The organism is Polaribacter butkevichii (genome assembly GCF_038024105.1).
In the GTDB taxonomy this organism is placed as follows: Bacteria; Bacteroidota; Bacteroidia; order Flavobacteriales; family Flavobacteriaceae; genus Polaribacter; species Polaribacter butkevichii.
Genome location: NZ_CP150661.1, coordinates 398,225 through 414,460 on the forward strand (window position 1 = coordinate 398,225; position 16,236 = coordinate 414,460).

Sequence of the window (16,236 nt, forward strand, 5' to 3'; positions counted from 1 at the left end):
CTAACTAGTTATCCCTGTGTCTCCAAACTTAACAAAAGCAGTTATTAATATATTTTCTCGAGCAACTACCGTTAAACTGATTAAACCAAGATAATCTCGTGCAAAAATGTAACCTTGTTCAATAGCTTGTTTTATACTTTCCTTAGTTAAAGTGTATTCTATTTTATTTCTTTTCATAGTTTTTATAGTTCCTTTAATAAGACACATAGAAACCAAAAAAGGATCTATTTGCCGTTGGGCTATTCTTTCTTCAAAATGATCGCTTTGTTGGTAATTCAGTATCGTTTTCATAACTTATCTTTTTAATTTGATTAGTTAGAAACAATGTTTGTTCCAGGTTATAATTAATTGATAGTCAGTTTTTTTTATTATTTGATAAGTGCAGTTTTATTAATATATTATTTTTAAAATAATATAGTCTATTTTTAAAGAAAATAAAGTTCTATAAAAGCAAGCTAAATAAGACAAATATAAGATTACATTATTTTTATATTCAATTCATAACGACTGCTTTTTAAAGTTCCTGTTTTTGTTAAAACTCCTTTTTCAACCATATCCTTTAAATCTCTTGTAGCAGTTGAAGCAGATGTCTTAGCAATTTTGGTATATTTTTCGGCACTTAATCCACCTATAAAACCTGTATGCCCAGCTTCAAAGACTCTTAATAACACTTTATGTTGTCGCTTGTTTAATTTATTTTTATGTCGTTCAAAAAACTTTGCTTTTTCTACAATAAAATCAACACGTTTTAAAGTGTTTTCTTGAGCACTTAAAATAGTTTCACTAAAGTATTGTAACCAATTAGTAATTTCTAATGTTGTATTGTTGTTTTCAAGTGATGTGTAATACATTTTTCTATTATCTTCTATTGTGTGTGATAATGAGCTTAATGTAGGTTGTTTAGAACTAATGGCAATAGATTTCTCAGCTAATGCTCTGGCAATCCTTCCATTTCCATCTTCAAAAGGGTGAATGCAAACAAAATATAAATGTGTAATGCTAGCTTTTGCCATTGGTAATATATTTATATTATTTGGATGATGAACTGTATTAAACCACAGAATAAATTGTTCCATTTCAACAGGTACTTTGTCCGATGGAGGCGCTTCAAAATGGACGTTGGGTCTATCCAGTCTTCCAGAAACAACTTGCATTGGATCTGTATGTGTTCTATAGCTTCCAATATTTGCTAAATCTCTTCTACCATTGGTTAACATTTTATGCCAATCAAACAGTAGATCATGACTTAATGGTTTATTGAAATTATGATACAAATCAACCATCATTTCAGAAATTCCAAGTTCTGCCGGAGCTATTTTTCTTTTATCTGTGGCAAAACCAAGATTTTTTTTAATAGAGGATTGTACACTTTCCCTATTCAAAATTTCACCTTCAATTTCTGACGTTTTTATAGCTTCTTCACTAAGTATTTCTACTAATAAATCATTTTTAGAAACTCCTTCTATATGTTTTATGGCACCTAATACGAGTCCTGAGTTTTTAGAAAATTGCATTTCTAATTGTTCAAGATCTTCTTTGTTATAAGTAAACAGTGGCCATTTTTTGTGTAACCAATTCCAATTTTTATAAGCCATGAGCTATAAATATGATTTATATAGCTCAAATATAATAAATTTTTGAGCTATAATTGTGTTTTTTATAGCTCATTTAATATTATGTTAAAAAAGATTTTTAAAATTACAATTATAAAAATTAACCTATTTTTATAATTGTAATTTAATAATGATAACGACTTTTTTCTTTTAAAGTATCTCTATCAATATTTTCTAGAAGATCTATTTCTTTTTCAATAAAAGGGTCATACCAATCGGCTTTTTCTTTAGCCCAATCTATCCACTCTTTTTTTTTAATATTTAAATTGTTTGATTTGATAGCAAAATCTTCAAATTCCTTAATATAATTCCTAATATATTGTGATTTATGCCATCTAGTAGCTGTAAGGAAAAGAGATTCAAATTTAGATAGTTCTTCGTTTTTTAACCTTTGTAATTCTCCTGCTTTCTTGCGTTTTTCTTCTTGTTGTTTATGCCTAATAGCATTCTTAATTGCTTGTTGTTCATCTTTTTTGACCTTTAATTCTAACCAAGAAATAATATCTATTAATTTTTCTTCAATAGGTTTTGTTTTACTATCAGACCATTCTTTAATAGGGTATGAATGCTCTAATTTAAGACATAAATTACCTGTAGGTTCCAAGTCAAATGAATCCCAACTATATGTTGTTTCTTTTTTTACTCGTTTATGTTTCTCTATTAGTCTTATAGTGTAATGTTGTTCTCTAATTGTAATTTTAGTTTTAAGATTTGCAGTAATCTGATAATCATTTTTTTCAAGTAGAAATATTAAAGTATTCATGAATTTTAAGGCTCTAGCAAAAAGTTTATCAGATACATCAATACTTATTACATCTAAAGTATCTATTTTCATTGTCCAATCTTTTTTTTTATTTCTTATTTTAAGCTTATTGTGATAAACTTTTGTAGCAGTTATAAATTTGTGAGGCTTATTTAATTTTTTAGGTACTTCAAGTTTATTTCCAAAACTATTTTGAATTTTCTCTTTTATAAATGTTAATTCAGTACTAGGAGTATAGCTCTTTTTTATTAGTGATATCTTGGGGTTTTCGTCTTGTTTAGGAAGTTTTGTTTTTTGAACTTTTTTATTAAATTTTAATTTTGACCAATAGCCTAATTTAGGTAATGGTATTTTATGTTTAATACAAATTTTACGAATTGCTGTGTCCGAAAAACCATATTCTTTTGCAATATGAGTAACTGGTTTTGTCCAAACTAAATTATATAATTCTATTCTTGTTAATGATTTGTTTTCCATTGGGTTTTGTATTAAGTTTTAAAGTAATTACTCCCAATTTAATAATTTTATTTTTTTTAGAATATTGATTATCAGTATTGATAACGAGTAATATATTACTCAAAATGGCCAAATTTGGGTAATATATTACCTGTTAAATTTATTAGTAGCTTATATTTTATGTTCTATAATTTATTTATAATTTTTTGATGTGAGGGTACAAATAATATGTGAAGTTTTAATTTTATATGTGTTTCCGTATAAATTTAATTAAATACACGTTTTTATATGTATTAAGATATAAAAGTTTAATTTTGATTAAATTTATATTCAATTACATATAATGAAAGGTTTATCAGAATTTGTTAAAGAACGTAGAAAATCTGCTAATTTAACACAAGTAGAGTTTGCGGATATAGCAGGAGTAGCGCTAACTGTTGTGCGTAAAATAGAGCAGGGGAAAACCAATCTAAACCTAGATAAAGTTAACCAAGTTTTAAGTATGTTTGGTCATGCATTAATGCCTATTAGAGAAGAAAGAGTAGATGATAAAGAGGTAGGATAATAGGTGTTTTTATCCATTCCTTTTTTTTAAAATTGCTGTGATGAGAAGTAATTATTCCTTAATAACTTTATAAATAATAAAATTCTGATAGAATTTTTAAGCCGATTAAATTAATTAATCGGCTCAATTATATTTTTATTGTAAGCTATCTATTATAAAAGTGTCTTTTAATTCACTGTTTGTTTTTTTTTCCAACTTAACGAAATGTAACAAGCAAAGATTTGAGATAAGGAAGTACAACGACTTAGTGATAATTTTGCGCAGTTGAATGAGATAAGGTTGCTTATTTAGTTTTGAAAAAAGCGGCTGTATTTATTTCTTTTTAAGTTTATTTTTTAAGTTTTGAGGCATGTATTTATCTGTAAGAAAGTCTCCTATGTCACTTTCATCTTCTTGTTCTTCGTCATCAGGGATTTCAGTAATATATTGGCTTAAATTATCATCAAAAAAAGAATCTTCTTCTTCTTCAACTATTGATATATTTGAATTATTCAGCTTTTCTTCTTTCTCTTCTTTTTTACGTTTTTCTCTCTCCCTATCTTGTCTTTTTTGTATTACAGCCTTTTCTCTTTTTATTTTAGCTTCTTCCGCTTCTTTTTTTGTTCTTCTAGCTTCTTTTTTTGCTGCTAATCTTTTTTCTTTTTCAAACCTTTCTTTTTCTAATCTTAGGTCATTTTGCCTTTTTTCTTTTGTTATTTTATTTTTTCTAATTCTTTCAGCTTCATTTTGTGCTTCTATTTTTTTTTCTGATTCAATTCTTTTTTTTTCAACTTTAATTAAAGCTTCTTGCCACGCTTTATCTTTTAAAACTTTCTTTTCCTTTTCAATACGATTATTTAATTCACCTAATGCTACTTGTTCTTTTAACTTTAGCTCGTTAATTGACTTGTCTCTTAAATTTTCATTAGATACTTTTTTATCTGTTTGTTTGTTTGAATTATTATCTTTTGTATTTGTTACTTTTACTGATTTACTTATCGTACCATTTGAAATAAACGCTTGTATAAGTAAATTAAATAATAAAAAGATGGTTAAAACAATGGTTAGGTCTGTGTTATTTTTTTTAAGAACCTTTTTTGTGTATGAAAAATCTCTAATTAAATTGTTATCAAGAATGTATTGATGATCTATTTTTTTTAAACTTAAATTAGTTATAGAGGCAATTTTACCCAACTTATTAAATTTAAATTTAGTTTCTGACAATCTATAATTATTAATATGATTGAAATATTTACTATAGATATATTTTGTTGTAAGTACAAATTCATCATCACTAATCTTATCTATTTTTTGTATTTCATTTTCTGAATATTCATATCTCTTCCAATAACTTAAATATAATTCTTTTAAATCAATTTTACTTATTTCTTTATATTTCCAATAATCTAACACAGGAAACTCATAAAAAGATAAAACCTTATCTATATCTCTACTATCTTCTGCATTTGTAAAATCAACAATTTCCTTTTTATAATCTATTTTATTCTCAACTGGAGTTTCATAGAATAGAACTATAAGAATACAGGAAATTAAAAAAAGGCTAATAATGTTATGAAGGATGTTATTCACTATTTTTTAATTTGTAAAAAATCTTCAACTTCAATTTTAAGCTTTAGCAATTCGTTGTAATTTTTTTTGTTTTTTGTTATTTTAGAAGACAATTCTGTTGCATGCGTTTTTATATCTTCCTCAAATAAATCTGGATGCACCTTTGTAATTAGTTCTTTATACAGTTTATCACTATGGGAAATACTTTTACTGATATTTTCTGCAGTATCCGCATATGATATTTTTTCAGATAATATTTTTTTACGGAGTTCTGACTTTTTCCGGCGTTCTAAAAGAAATTCTTTTACAAAAGAGAATATAGACATTTTATATATTTTTTAATTAACCATGTAATCATTTAAGCTAGCAATTTCTTTAAGAGGTATCTCTAAACCTGTTGTACTAGACTTACCTTTTATTAAAAGAGTATCGTAACCTAATGCCATTAATTTTCTTGCGAAGGCTTTATTAATCACAAAATATTTAGCAATCCTAGAAAAATCTTGTTTTTTTAGATTGTCATCATTCATAATTGTAATTTTAAAACCACTTCTTAAGTAAATAGTACTTAGCTCGTGCTTAAAGTTTTGATTACCCTTAGAGGTTGTTACACTGCATAACCTATCAAACTCTCCTATTTCAAAGGCAGACTTAAAAACTCTATTAAATTCATTTAAAACCCTAACCCTTTCTAAACCACCTTGGGTAATAATATCAACTACTCTATTTAATAGTGTACTTATTTTTGAAAATATATCAAATCTCATAACAATATTTATAATTTTACTAATTTAAAATAATAATTGGACTTTAAACCTATTTAAAAGCACTGGGTAACATATTACATTATTATCCGTACGATTTTATCTAGAAGAAAAATTTCACTTCTCTTATAACCAATTTTTTTAATTACTTTTTTATTCTAGGATCAATTAACTCCCTATCTTCAAACATAATTGTTTCATTTAAATATTCAATAACCACTCTGTTTTGTTCAAATCTTTGCATTATAGATCGTGTTAAATTTTCAATTTCTATTTTAAGTATATTTTCTTCTAACTGAAATTTTGGATAATTTATAAAATTGAGTTGCAGGTGAGGTTCAACCTGACCGCTCAACACAATTATAGATTCAGTTACTGAAACACTTAAAACTAAATTCTTGTCATTTATTAATTTCTCTTGGTATTCTTGAAGGTATTTTATTACTTCTTCTTTTTTAATTCGCTTCTTGGTGTACCCTAGTTCCAAACCTAAAGTCATTTTAGCTGAAAAAGGGGATATAGCTATTTTTTTAAAATTCATTTTTAATTTTTTATAGAAAAAGCATCTAAAAATTCATCATTTTTAATTTCTATTTGTTGTGATGGAAATAGCGTGTTTGATGCTAATTGAGATTTATTTTCTAATAGTTTATTTAAAATAATATCAAATGTTTTTAATTCTTCATTTGGTGCAATAGCCATCGGATAATATACATGAACTGGTTTTGTTTGCCCAATACGATACGCTCTATCCGTAGCTTGATTTTCTTTCGCAGGATTCCAATGTCTGGTATAATGAATCACATGATTTGCTCCTGTAATATTTAGTCCAAAACCTGCTGCAATTGGTGACATCACAATGATATTAAAACCTATTTGATTTTGAAATTTATCGACTTCTTGTTGACGTGATAATTTTCCGTTTTTAAGATTTACGCTATTTGAACTTGACGGTGTGTCTCCATTTATGACCGCAACATTTATATTATAAATTTCTAAAAAAACGCGCCTTAAAACTCTTTGCATTTTCTTATTATCTGTAAATACAATTACCTTCTCTTTACGTTCGTTAATTTCCTCTATAAGAGCAATTGTTTTCATTAATTTAGCAGAGCTACTAACAACTTCTTTTATTTCTAAAGTTGCTAAATCGTCCGTTTTAAGTAATGGATGGTCTGAAATAGATTTTAAATTTAAAATACCTTGTAAGATAGCAGCTCCGCTGTTCCCTGACTTTTTTATCTCTTCAATATTTCTTAGCTCATTTATGTAAGCTTTGTATTGCTCAATAGGCATTTGTTGGGCATGTGCTCTGTTTTCGATAGGTGTTATTGTAGGTAAATCTTTAGCTACATCAACCTTCATACGTCTCATAAAAGCTTCTCCTATTTTTCCCCGTAAATTTTTTGAATGCGTTTCAAAATCTGTATTGGCATCATTTAGAGGTTTTACATATTCTTTTGTAAAAGATCTGGCATCTAATAATAAACCAGGGTTGCAAAAATCCATAATACACCATAAATCAACTAAAGAGTTTTCTACTGGTGTACCTGTCATGGCTATTTTAAAATGCGCTTTTAGAGCTTTTGCAGCATTGGTTACTAAAGTTCCTGGTGTTTTAACTCTTTGAGCTTCATCTAACGCTACAATACCCCAATTTACCATTGCAAATGGTATTTGATGCCTTCTAAGTGTTTCATAAGTTGTTAAATACAAACCAGGACTACTTAAGCTTTTTATGGTTAACTCTTTGTCATTTACATGAACGTAATTTCTAACATTACTACCCCATAACAATTTAATTTCTATATCAGAATCGTTAAAAAACTTCTTGTGTTCTTGTTCCCAATTTTCCAATAAAGAAACAGGTGCTATCACCAAATTAGGTTTTGTATTTCCATTTTGAAAATACCATTCCATAAAATATAAAACTTGAATGGTTTTTCCCAACCCCATATCATCTGCCAATAATACACCTGGCAAATTATAAGGTTTTTTTGATAAGGTTTGTAACCAAGCAACTCCTTCTTTTTGATGTTTTTTTAATTGAATTCCTTTAGAAAGATTTGATATTTCACTTAAGCGATAATCAGCGTCTTTTATTACTTCTATATTTTCAACATATTCTTCAATCTCAGTATTTTCCTTAATGATCAAAACTTTTTTAACTTCCTTGTTTTGATCTTCTTTGGGTGAAACTACTGGTGTTTTTGGTTGTTTTAGTTGCTTCTCAGCAATATCAATAATAGGCTGTATTTTATGTATATCTAAGATTTCATCTTTAAAAACAATTTCACTTTCTTTCTTTGCTTTTGCGGTTTCAAAGACTTGCTTTAAACTTTCTAGTTGTTCTTCATTTTCAATTGATAATAATCGTGTACCGTTGACTACATCTTCAATAGCAATACCAGGTATCCATTCTGATTTATAAGGACTAATAAAAGGATAAAATTTTGGTTTGTAAATACCCAATTCTGCAACCCTTTTACCAAAATCGTCTAAATCTAAAAGATCCGTATTCCAAAATTTTGAAGGTGTTTCCACCATTTCACTTATCTCTTCTTTAGAATACGTTCTTTGTTTTTTTACTTTTTCTAATTCTGTTTTAATTCCTTCCCCTTCTTTAGAATCATCTATTAAAACTCTAATTTTCTTTCCTTCTTCAGAATAACTATATTCTGGTTTTACTCTATTTAATAAATTGAATTTTTTCTCAAAAACTGTTTGATTTACCTCCTCAAATTCTGGTGTGATTCTATATTTATTTTCTCCGATTTCTGTTACGTTTAACTTACAAGTTGAGGGATTTAAAATGATCGTTTCAGATAATATTCTCGATAAAAATACATTCTTACATTTAGAAGCTATCAATTGTATTTCTGCAATTAATTTTAAACGCTCTTTTTCGGGTAAGTCTGATGCTTTATTAAATTCTTCAATGGCGTGAATCATATTTAAATTCATCACGTTTAAAACATAAGAACAACTACTTTTTTCTAATAAAACTCCTTTTCTATCGGAATTTTTAAAAACAATGTTTCCTGTTCCGTTTTTATTAGTTTTATCTTGAAACGAATATTCTAAAAGTCCTTTTTTATCTTTTAATCCTGTCCCTTTTAGAGTTATGTAAATTTCGTAAGGATACCAATTAGGAATTTCTAAAATCCCTAAATCTTCTTCCATCAAAGAAATATCTGCATTCTTAATTACAATCTTATCATCAACTTCTTCTGCAATACCATTTACTAATAAATCGTTAATAATATTAAAAGCAATAGGATCTACATTATTGTCTATCCAATTAGAAAATGAAACGATTTTACCGGACTCTTTTTTGTAGAAAAACTCAATACATTCTTCTTTGTAGTTTTTTATTATTTCCATTAGTTATAAAAATATTTTTTCATCCAGATACTTAGCCTAAATTCCCATCTTTCACCTATGTGAGCATGTGTTCCTTCTGGCATAAACTCCCAATAATTACCCACAGATTTAATAACAGCCATTCCTCTTGGCCAACTTTTTAATTCTGTTATGTTTTCTATATGTTTTGTTTTTATATTAAAACTTTCTCTTTTATAAATATACACAGCACCTTTATCTGAAAATTCTACAAAAACATAATCTTTTGCCCAAAAAATAAGCGCAGATGTACTTTGGTTACTTCTAGTAACAGTATAACGAGCATCTACATATTTAGAGATCTCTTGGTTATTTTTAAGAATACTATAATTTAATCGGTTTCCTACAAATTTCACATCTTCAATATCGTCTATAAACTTTAACCAGTACTTTTCTCTTCTTGGATCTTGTACTAGTTTTGAGAAAAATATTTTAATAAACTTTTTATTCATTAAAACAAGTAACTTCTTTCTTGCACTTTCTACAAGTTCAATTTCCTCTTCATTTAAATGACCACTAGTCCAATGTCTTTTTACAATCGGATCTCCTATAATAGAAAAAGCTACTTGTTGTATTATGTTAATTGTTCTTGAAAACTGACCAGAAGTAATTAGAATACTTAATAAAATTAGCTTATGTTTTTTACTATTTATCCCTTTTATTTCAACTAATACATCCTCTACTAGCTCTTTAGAGATATTCTCTTTATCTATTATCTTTAAGTACAATATAAAACTCTCGTAATAATAATCGGTACCAAGTATGTTGGCATTAAAGTTTAAGTATGTACAAATACCATTAAAAGGTATGTTGTTTTCATTCAAATAATTAACAAAAGATTTAATACCGTTAGGTTTCCAAAAATTAAAATGAGTTTTTATTGCGATAACGTCTTTTCTAGATTTTTCATATTCATCACATTTTATTTTAAAAAGAATAATGTACTCTTGAAATCTCGATTTATTATTATTTAAAGCATACCAGTTTTTTAGTAATACATACCAAAGTGGAATTATATAAGAATCTCGCCAATATTCATTTACCAAGCGGATAAATTTACCAAATTGTGTACTAAAAAGTATAGATTCTTCTCCTTTATAATCTAAAGACCAAACCAATAAGCGGACTTCTCTTTTTGTGAAACTTTCTAATAAAACGGCTATTGGTTGTTCCTCTAAATTTTTAAACTTATCGTAAATTTCTTCTACCAACTCTTGTTTAGGTATTTCACTTCTCATTGTTTGCTGTAATGCTATATTGCTTAACGTATCAATATTAGTATTAAAAATTTCTTTTGTTTTATGAGCAATCAACTTCTGTCCGTTAGCTTTAATAACAGAGTTTAATAAGTTCCAGTTTAGAAGTTGTTTAATGTTCGCCATAGAGTAACATTTCTCTTATTTGTTGTTCGGCATCGGTTTTAATTCTAAATTCTACACGTCTGTTAAGTTTTCTATTTGCTTCTGTATCATTTTCTGCAATTGGTTTTACTGAAGACAACCCATTTGCTGTAGTTCTTAATTTTGTCCATTGATATACATTTTCATCTAATTGTTCTAAAACAAAGGATAACACAGACCTGGTTCTATCTTGCGACAGTTTCATATTATAAAAATAAGCTTGCTGATCTGTCATATTATTTTGACCTTCTAGAGATGTATGTCCCTCAACTCGAATTTCTTCAATATGATCTTTATAAATCTTACCACTTAATACTTTTATATACCTAGGGAAAAAACTTTGTAAAATATCTTTAAACTCTTGTTTTACTTCACTTCTTCCTACTCTAAATAATATATCTGGTTCTGTAAATCGAAAGATTAATTGCTCTTTGTCTATTTCTGCTCCCCATTCTTTTAAATCGTCTTTAAACTCTTCTTGTAGATCTATGTATATCTGAGATTGTAATTCCTTATAACGTTCTGCAACTTTGCTTTTGTCATCAAATTCTTCCTGTAACTGTAACATGGTACCAATTAAGCACAATACAAAAACCATTAAAAGAGAAGCCATTAAATCTCCTGTAGATAAATCAAACTGATTTGTTTTTTCCTCTGAAAAATCCATAATTTCTATTTAGATTTTCTTAGTTTATCTACAGATTCAGTTAAATCTTCTACCATTTCATTTAAGCTGCCTAAAATAGCAGATAAACCTTGTTGAGAATCTTTTAATGAGGTAGAGAAGCTAACTAAATAATCATTTAAAGTACCACTTGTAGTAGTTTGATATTCTACCAATCCTTCTTGTAAATGTTTAAAAATACCTTGTAAACCTTCTTCTATCGTTTCAAACTTATTAATATAGGTTTCTGATACTCCTTGTGTTTTATCAATTGATTTATTAATATCAAGCAATAAGTTATTTTGAGCTTCTGAAACACTTAATACGTCTTTTTTGTGGCTCTCAATACTTGCTGTTAAGCTATAGGTTATATTATCTAGGTGTTCTGAGTTTAATTGAAACTTAGTGGCAATACTATTTATTTTTTCTACCACACCTTTAGAACCGTTTAAAATCTGCTGATACTCTAAATTAAGATTCTTGTTATTATCTAGAGTTGCTTGTACTTCTTTTGTAACATCAGAGAATAACATTAAATTATTTTTTTGATCTTCAATAATTTTATCCATTCTAGTATTTACTTCAGCCAACGTTTCTTTATATACAGTATTTGCGGACTCAAATAATTCTTTATTCTCTGTACTATTGGCTTTTGACTCATGGTTAGCCTTTGTAATATTATCTATTACACTATTTTTTAATAAATCAATAGTTTCAGAAATTTCATGAGATACATTTTGCATAGTTTCTGGTACTGATAGTAACGAATCCGATACTGTAGAAAGCCTTAATGAAAGTTGTTCCATTTCTTCTTTTGTATCTCCAGATATCTCTTCCTTAAAATTCTGCATCATTTCTCTCATAGAATTCGAAAGGTTTTCTATGGCAGTTTCTATAATGGCGGTACCTGAATCTTGTTTTATATCTTTTAACTCATTTAATACAGGCACTAATTGTCCTTCTATTAATTCGGTTAATTGCTTTCCATTTTCTTCAGTTAATTTTTCTAAAGTAGCTTCTAAAGTATCTGCAATACTTTCTCCTAAATCGTCGGCAAATTTTTGTAATGCTACTGTTTGATTCATAGATTCTTCTAACAATTGTCTGAACACATTTTTTGGTAATTGTTTTCCTTCATCTGTATCTGCTACTAAATACTCATTAAATAACTCGTGAATTACTGCTTTTTGTTTTTCCGCCTGAATCACTTCTAAATCTTGCAATTCAATTTTATTTTCGCTGTCTAAAAGTAAACACAACTCATTAATTTTTTTTGATATTTTAGCTTGCTTGTATTTATATATGAGGGTAAATAATATTGATAAAATCATTCCCCAAATAGATGTTGTAAAAGCAGCTCCCATTCCTTTTAATAAGGTGTCTATACTTGCTTTTATAGTTTCTGAATCTGTTAACTGAATTGAAGAAACACCCAAAGCTAATCCTAAAAAGGTACCTAAAACCCCTAAACCAACTAAAGAGCTGGCTACATTATTTAATAATCTGATATCTAACTTTACATTTAAAATGGCATATTCAGAAAAGAACTCTTTGGCATGATGGTTTGTTTTAGTAATGCTCCCATAATTAACAAAGGTTTTTTTATATGCTGACCAAATAGGAGATAGTTCTTTATCGGATGTAATGTTTTGTTGCTCTATAGAAGTAAAAAGTTTTTTCCTTTTTACAAATAAATACAATAATGCTCCTATAAAACTAGCAAGTAATATAACTACCACAATGGTACCAATAGGAATGCTTCCGTCTTTTGGATAGGCAAAATAATTTTCTAAAATTTTCATAGCTTTTTTAATCTCTAATATTCTCTTTATTTCCTATTCTTCTTATAATTCTCTGCTTGGGTAAAAATTTCTTGATAGACTTCATCTCTTTCTACTGGAGGATAACCAAACTCATCTAATAATATAATTAAACCAACTTTTAAAGCAGACTTCATATCAGGTCTTGTATTCCAGTCTGGATATTTAACTTGGGTTTTAACTAACTCTTTTACCTTCTTAGCCAATTCAATTAGTTTTTCTTCTGGATACGTAAAATCATATTTTTTACAAAGTTCTAACAGAATATCATAAAATGCTTTTTCTTCAAAATCAATTCCTAGTTTTTCTCCAGAATCAAATTCATCCCGAACCTTCATAATCATATCTGTTAATGCTTCAGCCATATCATCATACACCTCACTACGATAGAGGTCATTTTCACTACGGTCGTTGTAGTTAGCTACCAAAGCTTCCATTTTTTTAGTGAAATCAACGCCTTTTACTTGGTTTACCTTTTTGATTTCTCCAATAGCTTTAGCAAGTAATTGTTGTAAGAGTTTTATTTTGGTGTTGGGCATTTTTATTTTATCCAGCTTCGCTAAATATTCATCATCAAAAATATCTTGATGACTATCGGCTTCTTCTCCAATTTTAAATATTTCTTCTACACCATCACTTTGCAAAGCATCTTTAATCATTTCTCGCACTCTTGCATTCATTTGTGCGGTATCTGGTGCATTTCCTTTAGTCAATTTAAACACAATAGAGCGAACTGCTAAATAAAAATGGGTGTAATCTCTTTCCGTTTGGGTTAGCTTTTCGCTTCCTGCACAAATATCATAAGCAGCTTTTAAACGTTTCACAATACCCATAAAGCGTGTTTCAATGGTTTTTGTAATTTGAGCATATTCGGCAGCTTTATTTAAGGTATTTAATTGATCCAACGGCGAACCATTAAAATAATTAGAACTATCAAACTTATGAAATATTTTATCTAACAGATCTAATTGGTCTCTCACCGCAGTTAAAGAAGCGTCTATATCTTCAAAATTATCTTGGTCTCCTTTATTATATTTAGCTAAAGCTAAATTCATTGCTTTTTTTATTCCAATATAATCGACTACTAAACCTTTGTTTTTCCCTGCAAATTTTCGATTTACACGAGAAATGGTCTGAATTAAATTGTGTTGTGATATTGGTTTGTAGATATACATACTGTCTAAAAACGGTACATCAAAACCAGTCAACCACATATCTACTACAATAGCGATTTTAAAGTTTGATTTTTCATTTTTAAATTGTCGGTCTAGTTCTTTCCTGTATTCTTTTGTACCCAAAGCTTCATACATTTCTTTTGGGTCGTCTTTGCCGCGTGTCATTATCATTTTAACACGTTGCATTGGTTTTATTTCTTTCTTTTCTTTATCAGTTAATTCTGCTCCGTCTTTGGCTATTTTTATTTCTGCCCACTCTGGACGTAAGGCTATTAAATTTTGATAAAAAGCGTAGGCAATTGGTCTACTACTGCATACAAACATTGCTTTTCCTTTTACCGTAGCTCCTTCGTTTACTCTATTTTCGTAATGTGTTATAAAATCGTTGGCTATTTTCTTTAAAATGTCTGGATCTCCCAAGACTGCATTCATATTAGCCGACTGCTTTTTACTTTCATCTACCTGATATTCATTTGCACCTTCGTTAGCAGCTTCATTATAATAAGCTTCTATTTTTGCGAGTTCACTATTATTTAGAATTACTTTTGCTGCTCTTCCTTCATACACAATACGTACCGTAATTTCATCTTTTACTGATTCGGTCATTGTGTATGCGTCAACTACTTTTCCGAAGACATCAAGTGTTGCATCTATTGGTGTTCCTGTAAAACCTACAAAAGTAGCATTGGGTAAAGAATCGTGTAGGTATTTAGCAAAACCAAAGGTCTTTTTCACTCCTTTTTCCGTAACAGTAACTTTTTGGTCTAAATTGGTTTGGCTTCGGTGTGCTTCATCAGAAATACAAATAACATTAGTTCTTTCGGTTAACAAAGCCAAGTCTTCTGTAAATTTATGAATGGTGGTTAAAAATACACCACCAGATTCGCAACCTTGTAATTTTTCTCGCAATTGTTTACGGCTTTCTACGCTTAAAATTCCGTTATCACCAACATAGTTTTTGGCGTTTGTAAACTGAGACGATAATTGGTCATCTAAATCGGTTCTATCTGTAATTAATAGTATTGTTGGGTTTCCAAAATACTGGCTCTTCATTAATAAACGTGTCAGAAAAAGCATCGTGAAACTTTTACCACAACCAGTCGCTCCAAAATAAGTTCCACCTTTTCCATCACCACCAGAACCATCTCTGTTTTTTTGAGCTAATTTTATATTATCATACAAAGCTCTTGCAGCATAATATTGCGGATAACGACACACAATTTTTTCATTCCTTTTACTGCTGTCTGGCAAGTAAATAAAATTGCGAATAATATCTAGTAATCGGTTTTTCTGCAACATGCCTTGCACCAGTGTAAACATAGAATTTATACCGTCTACATCTTTGGCCAAACCATCAACACGCCTCCAAGCGTAATAAAACTCATAAGGAGCAAAAAATGAACCAGCTTTATTGTTTACGCCATCAGAAATTACACAAAAAGCATTGCAAATAAAAAGTTGTGGTATATCTCTTTTGTAACGTATTGTTAATTGTTCGTATGCATTGTGTATAGTCGTTTCTTCTCGTATAGCAGTTTTAAATTCAAACACTACCAAAGGCAATCCGTTGATATATAAAATACCATCTGGAATCCGTTTTTGGTTTGCTTCTGTAATTTCTAATTGAGTAACAAATTTGTAAATATTTAGATTTCCATAATTTGTTGATGGTTCTGCAACCAAGCTTTCTATGTTTTTACTTATTGTTTGGTTTTCTAAACCTGAAAAATCAACCAGGTTGATATAAATATCTTTCTGCGTATGATCTTCTCTTTTTAAAATAAAACCATCAGATAACCAAGACATAAAACGCTTGTTACTCTCATATAAGTCAGAAGCAGGCAAGGTTTTTATTTGTAAAATAATACTATCAGCTTCTTGTTTGGTTAAGTTTTCTTCCTTGTATTTTTGAAGTAAAAAAGTACGTAAATCATCTGCTAAAATAACTTCGTCTTCACCACGGTTAAGCGTATCGCCTAAATGATGTGGATATCCTTCAATGGCAATCAACTCAGAAAATGCAGCTTCTAATTGGGCTTCTGTAAATTTTTGACTCATACTTTTAC

13 protein-coding genes are annotated in these 16,236 nt (G+C 28.7%); 1 reads left to right on the top strand and 12 read right to left on the bottom strand.

Annotated features, from left to right (window positions below; all coding sequences use genetic code 11):
* From WG951_RS01290 to WG951_RS01300, 3 genes are all read right to left on the bottom strand, one after another.
* The gene (locus WG951_RS01290) at positions 1-291 is read right to left on the bottom strand and encodes a hypothetical protein (protein ID WP_105048410.1); all 291 of its coding nucleotides are present in this window, start codon (positions 289-291) and stop codon (positions 1-3) included.
* Positions 292-476: 185 nt separating this feature from the next.
* On the bottom strand, positions 477-1,595 hold the full coding sequence (locus WG951_RS01295) for a Fic family protein (protein ID WP_105048411.1): 1,119 nt from the start codon (positions 1,593-1,595) through the stop codon (positions 477-479).
* A 142-nt stretch (positions 1,596-1,737) separates the two neighbouring features.
* The gene (locus WG951_RS01300; RefSeq protein ID WP_105048412.1) at positions 1,738-2,853 is read right to left on the bottom strand and encodes a hypothetical protein; all 1,116 of its coding nucleotides are present in this window, start codon (positions 2,851-2,853) and stop codon (positions 1,738-1,740) included.
* A 322-nt stretch (positions 2,854-3,175) separates the two neighbouring features.
* Between WG951_RS01300 and WG951_RS01305 the strand changes: the two genes are divergently transcribed.
* Positions 3,176-3,397, top strand: a complete 222-nt coding sequence (locus WG951_RS01305) for a type II toxin-antitoxin system Y4mF family antitoxin (RefSeq protein WP_105048413.1) — start codon at positions 3,176-3,178, stop codon at positions 3,395-3,397.
* A 312-nt stretch (positions 3,398-3,709) separates the two neighbouring features.
* Here the strand turns inward: WG951_RS01305 and WG951_RS01310 are convergent, their stop codons facing one another.
* The 9 genes from WG951_RS01310 to WG951_RS01350 form a co-directional block, all read right to left on the bottom strand.
* Positions 3,710-4,789 carry a hypothetical protein gene (locus tag WG951_RS01310; RefSeq protein ID WP_146105257.1) on the bottom strand — a complete coding sequence of 360 codons (1,080 nt, stop codon included), beginning with the start codon at positions 4,787-4,789 and terminating at the stop codon, positions 3,710-3,712.
* 176 nt (positions 4,790-4,965) lie between these two features.
* Positions 4,966-5,271: a hypothetical protein gene (locus WG951_RS01315; RefSeq protein ID WP_105048415.1), complete on the bottom strand. Its 306-nt coding sequence runs from the start codon at positions 5,269-5,271 to the stop codon at positions 4,966-4,968.
* Positions 5,272-5,283: 12 nt separating this feature from the next.
* Positions 5,284-5,712 carry a hypothetical protein gene (locus WG951_RS01320; RefSeq protein ID WP_105048416.1) on the bottom strand — a complete coding sequence of 143 codons (429 nt, stop codon included), beginning with the start codon at positions 5,710-5,712 and terminating at the stop codon, positions 5,284-5,286.
* Between the two features lie 142 nt (positions 5,713-5,854).
* Entirely contained in the window at positions 5,855-6,250 is a 396-nt protein-coding gene (locus WG951_RS01325; RefSeq protein WP_105048417.1) for a hypothetical protein, read from the bottom strand.
* A gap of 2 nt (positions 6,251-6,252) precedes the next feature.
* Positions 6,253-9,093: a DEAD/DEAH box helicase gene (locus WG951_RS01330; RefSeq protein ID WP_105048418.1), complete on the bottom strand. Its 2,841-nt coding sequence runs from the start codon at positions 9,091-9,093 to the stop codon at positions 6,253-6,255.
* Positions 9,093-10,493, bottom strand: a complete 1,401-nt coding sequence (locus tag WG951_RS01335; protein WP_105048419.1) for an EH signature domain-containing protein — start codon at positions 10,491-10,493, stop codon at positions 9,093-9,095. The genes WG951_RS01330 and WG951_RS01335 overlap by 1 nt, the downstream gene beginning before the upstream one ends.
* Positions 10,480-11,178 (bottom strand): OmpA family protein, encoded by a 699-nt coding sequence (locus tag WG951_RS01340; RefSeq protein ID WP_105048420.1) that lies wholly within the window; start codon positions 11,176-11,178, stop codon positions 10,480-10,482. The genes WG951_RS01335 and WG951_RS01340 overlap by 14 nt, the downstream gene beginning before the upstream one ends.
* A 5-nt stretch (positions 11,179-11,183) precedes the next feature.
* Positions 11,184-12,977, bottom strand: a complete 1,794-nt coding sequence (locus WG951_RS01345; protein ID WP_105048421.1) for a MotA/TolQ/ExbB proton channel family protein — start codon at positions 12,975-12,977, stop codon at positions 11,184-11,186.
* A 26-nt stretch (positions 12,978-13,003) separates the two neighbouring features.
* On the bottom strand, positions 13,004-16,228 hold the full coding sequence (locus WG951_RS01350; RefSeq protein WP_105048422.1) for a type I restriction endonuclease subunit R: 3,225 nt from the start codon (positions 16,226-16,228) through the stop codon (positions 13,004-13,006).
* Positions 16,229-16,236: the final 8 nt, after the last annotated feature.